This window comes from Flavobacterium bizetiae, assembly GCF_902804475.1.
GTDB classification, from domain to species: Bacteria; Bacteroidota; Bacteroidia; order Flavobacteriales; family Flavobacteriaceae; genus Flavobacterium; species Flavobacterium bizetiae.
In genome coordinates this window covers 1-6,186 of record NZ_CADCSU010000074.1, presented here as the reverse complement: position 1 = coordinate 6,186, position 6,186 = coordinate 1, and the positions used below count along the sequence as shown (strand labels likewise).

General features: G+C 34.3%; 8 protein-coding genes. 2 read left to right on the top strand and 6 right to left on the bottom strand.

The window, feature by feature from the left end:
- Nucleotides 1–66: 66 nt before the first annotated feature.
- The 6 genes from FLACOL7796_RS08515 to FLACOL7796_RS08490 form a co-directional block, all read right to left on the bottom strand.
- The gene (locus FLACOL7796_RS08515) at nucleotides 67–1,530 is read right to left on the bottom strand and encodes an AAA family ATPase (protein ID WP_173970378.1); all 1,464 of its coding nucleotides are present in this window, start codon (nucleotides 1,528–1,530) and stop codon (nucleotides 67–69) included.
- Nucleotides 1,531–1,941: 411 nt separating this feature from the next.
- On the bottom strand, nucleotides 1,942–3,060 hold the full coding sequence (locus FLACOL7796_RS08510) for a vWA domain-containing protein (RefSeq protein WP_173970377.1): 1,119 nt from the start codon (nucleotides 3,058–3,060) through the stop codon (nucleotides 1,942–1,944).
- Between the two features lie 106 nt (nucleotides 3,061–3,166).
- Nucleotides 3,167–3,547: a YchJ family protein gene (locus tag FLACOL7796_RS08505; RefSeq protein WP_173970376.1), complete on the bottom strand. Its 381-nt coding sequence runs from the start codon at nucleotides 3,545–3,547 to the stop codon at nucleotides 3,167–3,169.
- Nucleotides 3,537–3,767, bottom strand: coding sequence for a hypothetical protein (locus FLACOL7796_RS08500; RefSeq protein ID WP_133509342.1), 231 nt, complete (start codon nucleotides 3,765–3,767; stop codon nucleotides 3,537–3,539). Before FLACOL7796_RS08500 ends, FLACOL7796_RS08505 begins: the two co-directional genes overlap by 11 nt.
- Before the next feature lie 157 nt (nucleotides 3,768–3,924).
- Nucleotides 3,925–4,071 carry a hypothetical protein gene (locus tag FLACOL7796_RS08495; protein WP_089480430.1) on the bottom strand — a complete coding sequence of 49 codons (147 nt, stop codon included), beginning with the start codon at nucleotides 4,069–4,071 and terminating at the stop codon, nucleotides 3,925–3,927.
- Entirely contained in the window at nucleotides 4,071–4,613 is a 543-nt protein-coding gene (locus tag FLACOL7796_RS08490; RefSeq protein WP_173970375.1) for a hypothetical protein, read from the bottom strand. Before FLACOL7796_RS08490 ends, FLACOL7796_RS08495 begins: the two co-directional genes overlap by 1 nt.
- 87 nt (nucleotides 4,614–4,700) lie before the next feature.
- Between FLACOL7796_RS08490 and FLACOL7796_RS08485 the strand changes: the two genes are divergently transcribed.
- Both FLACOL7796_RS08485 and FLACOL7796_RS08480 read left to right on the top strand, forming a co-directional pair.
- Nucleotides 4,701–4,952: a hypothetical protein gene (locus tag FLACOL7796_RS08485; protein WP_055091562.1), complete on the top strand. Its 252-nt coding sequence runs from the start codon at nucleotides 4,701–4,703 to the stop codon at nucleotides 4,950–4,952.
- Nucleotides 4,953–5,565: 613 nt separating this feature from the next.
- A complete protein-coding gene (locus FLACOL7796_RS08480) occupies nucleotides 5,566–6,006 on the top strand; it encodes a KTSC domain-containing protein (RefSeq protein WP_056253960.1) in 441 nt (146 codons plus the stop codon).
- The last annotated feature ends 180 nt before the right edge of the window (nucleotides 6,007–6,186 follow it).

Sequence of the window (6,186 nt, the reverse complement as noted above, 5' to 3'; positions counted from 1 at the left end):
CCTGTCGGGTTGAATGCCTACAGCGCAAGCCTAATTAATAATTTATAATTAACAATTAATAATTATTTACAACTTACTAATATAACTTCCGTACATATCTTTAAACTGGTGTCCTTGCGCAAAACGATCTTTGCTTAATTTTTTATATTCAACCAATCCCCATAAAATAAATTCTTTCATAAAATACTGGTCTTTTTTATCTAACTGAGGCTGATATTTTTTCAGTAAAGTTTCAAGCGGCGTTACTTCATCTAAAATTGCCTGATAATCTTTATCCGAAGCGTCATCTAACAATTCAAAACCACTTTCAGCAAAGAACCATTCAATCAAATCAGAATATGGTGTTTTGGCATCTGGTTTTTCCAGTTTCTCTATTTTAGGTAAAAGCGTTGGAAATAATGTTCGAATTGCCGAACCAATTAAGTTTTGCGCCACAGCTGCTGCTCCCTCCTGCTCTCCTTCATAAACCAACTCTACTTTTCCGGTAATCGCAGGAATGATCCCAATAAAATCAGACAAACGCAAAGTGGTTTGATCCACTCCCGCTTTCAAAGCTCTGCGTTCTGCTGTACTCATTAAATTTTCAAAAGCAGTAATACTCATTCTCGCACTTACACCACTTTTATTGTCGATGTATTCGCTGTCACGAGCCTCAAAACTTATTTGTTCTAATATATCTTTGGCTAAACTTGGCACATAAACCAATCTGTGTTGCGTTTCATCCAGCTTTGCTTCCTGTTCTGTAATCGTTCTGGCAATCGCAACACTTTCAGGATAATGCGTCAGGATTTGAGAACCAATTCTGTCCTTCAATGGCGTTACAATACTACCACGATTCGTATAATCTTCCGGATTCGCTGTAAAAATAAATTGCATATCTAAAGGCATTCTTAATTTGAAACCTCTAATCTGAATATCGCCTTCCTGTAAAATATTAAACAAAGCCACCTGAATTCTAGCCTGTAAATCAGGCAATTCGTTGATGACAAAAATACAACGATTCGCTCTCGGAATCATCCCGAAATGTATCACACGATCATCAGCATACGATAATTTAAGATTTGCCGCTTTTATCGGGTCAACATCACCAATTAAATCCGCAACGGTCACATCCGGAGTCGCTAATTTCTCAAAGAAACGCTCACTTCTGTGCAACCACGAAATTGGAGTTTCATCACCTTTTTCAGCAATAATATCTTTGGCAAAACGCGAAATAGGATTCAACGGATCGTCATTCATTTCAGAACCCGCTACAAACGGAATATACTCGTCTAACAACTCAACCATTTTACGAGCCAAACGCGTTTTGGCCTGACCACGAAGTCCTAATAAATTAATATTATGACGAGACAAAATAGCGCGTTCCAACTCCGGAATTACGGTATTCTCGAAACCGTGAACCCCCTCAAAAACCGGTTTCCCCGATTTAATTTTCTCCCGAAGATTATTTCGCAATTCGTCTTTGATACTTATACTTTTATATCCTGAGGCTTTTAATTGTCCTAATGTGTTTATATTATTTATTTCCATTTTTATTGAAATATCTATTTTGTTATATTTTTATTCTGTTCGACGCATTGCTCTACGCCTCTGCGATATGATTAGAAAATATTCTGTCAACTGAATATCCATTTGGGCGTGCCAGCATTTAAAAAAGGGTCTAATCTACTTTGCGCTTACAAGGCCCTTTCTTAAATACTGTCAGTCTATCCATGCTACTTCGATAGATTACTCCTATCCCTCACGCAACCCGCGTATTCAATAGCATTTTATTTTCAAATTTTACGTTTATTAGACCTAAGAAGTTCATAAAAACCTGTTAGATCTTTTATCAATCTTTGTGTAAGACGCACTGCTGTGCGTCTCTACGATACACGTTGTGTATGCGTTGCCTAAAAAAACCTTAGCAACTTAGATTCTTAGTCTCTTAGAACCTTAAAATTAGCGTACACGTTTTTTCCTGTTCGTTTCATAATCTTCAAAAATCATTTCACCCAAACCTTTAAGTCCCGTATAAAATGCTTTTCCTTGATTTGCTTCCGTAAAATGATTCACAAAACGCTGCAAATAGGGATCGTTGGCTATCATAAAAGTCGTAATCGGAATATGTAATTTTCTGGCTTGTTGCGCCTGCGTATAACATTTGTCTACGATATACTCGTCAAGTCCGTTACTGTTCATATAATACGAACCATCACGTTCGCGAACGCAACTCGGTTTTCCGTCGGTAATCATGAAAATTTGCTTATTGGTATTTCGTTTTCTGCGCAAAATATCCATTGCCAATTGAAGTCCTGCAACTGTGTTAGTGTGATATGGTCCGACTTGCAAATACGGCAAATCCTTGATGGGAATTGTCCAAGCATCATTACCGAAAACTAAAATATCAAGCGTATCTTTTGGATAACGAGTTGTGATTAATTCGGCCAAAGCCATAGCCACTTTTTTGGCCGGCGTAATTCTGTCTTCACCATATAAAATCATACTGTGGCTGATGTCGATCATCAAAACCGTACTCATCTGGGCTTTGTATTGTGTTTCTTCGACCACCAGATCATTTTCGGTCAGCATGAAACTTTCTACTCCGTTATTGATTTGAGCATTTCGTAAACTTTCTGTCAGCGAAATACGTTCTAAACCATCTCCAAAATTAAATTCGCGAAATTCTCCGGTATGTTCATCTCCATTTCCGGCATGTTTTGTTTTGTGATTTCCAGTTCCGGAACGTTTTAAATTTCCGAAAATCTGATCTAAGGCTTGTTGCCTGATAGCGCGTTCTGTTTTAGCAGTGATTCCAAAACCTCCCGTTCCATCCTCTTTAACCTCGTCTTTTATGTAACCTTTCTTTTTTAAATCTTCGATAAAATCATCGATTGTGTAGTTTTCGTCGGTCAGTTTATATTCTTTGTCCAACTCCCGAAGCCAGTCTATAGCTTCATCAAAATCACCCGAAGTATGGGTGATTAGCTCTTTGAAAATGCCAAAAAGTTTTTCAAACGGAGACTGAAATGGGGCTTCGTACGACTTAAAATAAAAACCTTTTTTAAATTCGTTTTTCATAATTCTAAAATTACGCTATTTTAGAATTACGAAAAAAGAAACGTTTATTAATTTTTAGTTAAAGTATTTCCATAAAATCAACCAAAATTGGTAAGAAGTATATTAATTATTCAAACTTTCCGTCAAGATAATACCAGGCATTATTTTCGAATTTAAAGGTCGAAAACTCATAATGAACCTGCGGCTGATGGTTTGAATCCAGAAAATAAGCTTTAAACTCGACTGTAGTATCGGTAAAACTTAAGATCTCTAGTTTTTGCCATTTATTGCTAGTCGCCCACTTTAAAATTTCTGCTTTCGAATAATATTTTCGTTCAGAAACATAAGTAGTTTCTAAAAGATAATCGGCATTATGTGTTGCATAAGACGAATATCTCGAGCGCATTAAAGCCAAAGCTGTTGGCGCTTTTTGATTGTTTTCAAGATACAATCCGCAGCAATCTTTAAACAGCAAACCGGTATCGCAAAAGCATTTTTTATTCTCCATCAACCTGCTCTTCGCCGTTAATCTTAACGTGTAACTGATTCAATAAAACCTGATATCTGCTTATTTCTCTTAAGTCTTCGTCTTCTTCGGCATGATCTAACATTTCATCTAAAGTTTCGTTTACTTCAAGCAATTTGTTATTGGCTTCTCTATCGTTTTTTGCAGCAATTAAATCTATAATTTCCTGTACACTTACTTTTAAATCTTCGAATTTACTCATAATATATTGTTGTTGTTTTTCGCCACGAATTTCACGAATTGGCACTAATTTTTATTTGTATTGAACACAAATTTTAAAAAATAATAATTCGTATTAATTAGTGAAATTCGTGGCAACTTTAATTTTTAATCTTTTTAATCTGTGGCAAAAAAAACTTTTATTGCTCTTTTTTATCTTCGTTGAACTTTTTAATAATTTCTTTTAGCTTTTCTTTTCTTGCAATTTCAGCCTGCTTTACTTTGTTTTGGGCTTTGTGCAATTTGTCGTTGTGCTTTTTGATGTTTCTTTCGTTGTTGCGTCCCATTATATTTCTCTTTTAATTTCGTCTAAAGTTTTCTCGGTAAAAATCAATTCGGTGATGATTTGTTGTCTTAAATCATCGATATCTTCATAATCGAAATGCTTTGCCCATGAAGTTAGTTGCTGCAGATTTCTGATTTGTTTAATTCGTTTGGTGGTTTCAAAACTGGTTCTTAAAACAGGTTTACCATCGTAATCAGGATTCTTTTTATGTTGATACGTTACGGTATTATTGTCAAAATCTGCTTGAATGTAATACAGTTTTTCTTCGGCATTATCAGGATAAAACTCGTTCCACGCTGCAAAACCTATTTTGGTTTTCGACGGAGTTTCCGGTTCCATCGCTACCAAACGCCATTTGCTATTGGCTAATCTTCCCCAATGATTCGAAACGCGATACATGCCGGCTTCGGTATAATAATAGGTACTTCCAGCTTTGCTTTCAAACTGTTTCTTTAAACCTTCGATTTCATTTGAAAGTACTTCATGAAAAACACAAAATGTATTTTTGAATGAATTAGGATGTGGCTTGAAGTTTTTTTGCATGTGCAAATATACTGAGATTGTAAAGAACTCCCTAAAACAAACATAAATTGATTAACTTTGTACCTTCAATTTTAAAATAAAAAAGTCATGTCTAAAGATTCACAAGAAAAAATGTTGCAAAAAGGGGTTTACACAGGCATCATGGAGAAAGATGAAAACAACAATTATTTTTGTGGTGAATATCTTTTAGATTATAAAATCGCACATGCTAATCATACTTTAGGTGAATTGATTACAATTAAATCTGTAATCGAAAATCCTAGTGATATTAGTTATGACAAGTATCCTAAGAAATCAAAGAACTTCCATAAGGCCAATCAAAAATCTGAGGATAAATAATATTTGTTTCAGGTTGAAATCAGAGTTTAACCGCAAAGAACACTACGATTTACGCGAAGTTCGCAAAGTTTTTATTTTAAAACTTTGCGAATTTTTGTTTTTATTAAATTTCGTGAATAAAAAACTTTGCGTCTCTGCGTCTTTGCGTGATTGAATTTTAAGCTTAAACATAACATTGAGAATTTCGCGCAAAGACGCAAAGTCGCAAAGATGATTAATAGAAAGCTTTTTGAACTCTGTGTTTTTTTTTAAAAGCTATATAAAAAACTTTGTGTGCTCTGTGGTAGAAACTTTTAGTAACTGAATATCTCATGAATACTGAAACCTAGCCCCGATAGAAGTGGAAATCCTTTTATGCTGGGGTTCAGCATAAAAGATTGAAACGGATAGCGGGACACGAGCGTTAGCGACCGACGAAGTAAATAGCTCCTTCTAATTTTTAAATAATGAGTAAACCTTGCTGTCAGTATTCAGAATCAATATTTTAGATATTTTTCGAATATTTTTTGGTTCAAAAGTAAAAAGTTAAAAAAAAGTGTACCTTTGCAAAAAATTTGTCTTTTTGAACAATTAATTTCAATTTCAAACTAATAGACAAGTAGTTACCTTATTTATGAAAAAAATAGTTGAATACCGCAAGTTACTAAACGTAGACAAAACTGCAGAGTTAAAAGATTTAAAAACAATCTATCGTAATGCGATGAAAGAAGCTCATCCTGATAAATTTCAAGGTGATGATGCAGGTTTGAAAGAAGCAGAAGAGAAAAGTAAGGCTATCATTGAGGCTTATCACTTTTTGGTAAGTATTAATCCTGAAACGATTAAGGCAAATTTACCGGAATACACAGAGACTATCGCAACTTCATCAATTACTGATTATAAATTTGTTGAAGGTCGTTTGATCATCGATTTTTCTAACGGAAGTGTTTACGAATACATTAGTGTTCCTAAAGCTACTTACGTGAAAATGGTAAATGCTGATTCTCCTGGAAGATTCGCAAAAAGACACATTCTTAACTCTTTTACCTGGAGAAAGAAAACAAATCAAGAATAGATTTATACACAAATATTTACAAAAGCACTCCCTTATAAGAGTGCTTTTTTTATGCACAAAAATCAAAAAATTATCTATTTAGATTCATAATAATAATATAATTAAGAGTTTTGAATCAAATCAGACAAACAAACACGCTGATTACATGATAATTACACTAAAAAAAACTATAACAAAATT

Coding starts and splice junctions, on each gene's coding strand:
- FLACOL7796_RS08480 (WP_056253960.1), top strand. CDS start 5,566: ATGAAAAAAATAGTTGAATACCGCAAGTTACTAAACGTAGACAAAACT.
- FLACOL7796_RS08515 (WP_173970378.1), bottom strand. CDS start 1,530: ATGGAAATAAATAATATAAACACATTAGGACAATTAAAAGCCTCAGGA.
- FLACOL7796_RS08505 (WP_173970376.1), bottom strand. CDS start 3,547: ATGGAGAATAAAAAATGCTTTTGCGATACCGGTTTGCTGTTTAAAGAT.
- FLACOL7796_RS08500 (WP_133509342.1), bottom strand. CDS start 3,767: ATGAGTAAATTCGAAGATTTAAAAGTAAGTGTACAGGAAATTATAGAT.
- FLACOL7796_RS08490 (WP_173970375.1), bottom strand. CDS start 4,613: ATGCAAAAAAACTTCAAGCCACATCCTAATTCATTCAAAAATACATTT.
- FLACOL7796_RS08510 (WP_173970377.1), bottom strand. CDS start 3,060: ATGAAAAACGAATTTAAAAAAGGTTTTTATTTTAAGTCGTACGAAGCC.
- FLACOL7796_RS08495 (WP_089480430.1), bottom strand. CDS start 4,071: ATGGGACGCAACAACGAAAGAAACATCAAAAAGCACAACGACAAATTG.
- FLACOL7796_RS08485 (WP_055091562.1), top strand. CDS start 4,701: ATGTCTAAAGATTCACAAGAAAAAATGTTGCAAAAAGGGGTTTACACA.